General features: G+C 52.2%; 1 protein-coding gene. It reads right to left on the bottom strand.

The window, feature by feature from the left end; genetic code table 11:
• Positions 1-255 (bottom strand): helix-turn-helix domain-containing protein (locus tag HCF10_RS32230; protein WP_167657096.1); only part of this gene is annotated, 255 nt, incomplete at both ends.

Below are 255 nucleotides of genomic sequence, written 5' to 3'. Positions count from 1 at the left end.
CGAGGCGTGATCAAGTCAGCGGCCTTAAGGATGTTGTAAATCGTCGTTTTCGACGGTGGATCCTGCCCCGGAAAACGTTTCATCAGATCGTTCTGGATCTTTTTAGGACCTGGAGTCGTTTCGCCAATCGAACGAAGTTCAATAATTGCCTGCCTCACAACAAGCGGCACCACATAAGTTTGGTTGTGCCGTCGGCGACTACGTTCGTCGAGCCCACTGGGTCCCTCCAGTTCATAGCGCTCGACCCATTTGTAG

Source organism: Pseudomonas sp. B14(2022), assembly GCF_012030485.1.
Classification (GTDB): Bacteria; Pseudomonadota; Gammaproteobacteria; order Pseudomonadales; family Pseudomonadaceae; genus Aquipseudomonas.
Note: the sequence above shows the minus strand (reverse complement) of the source record. Positions and strands in the feature narration are given on the sequence as shown.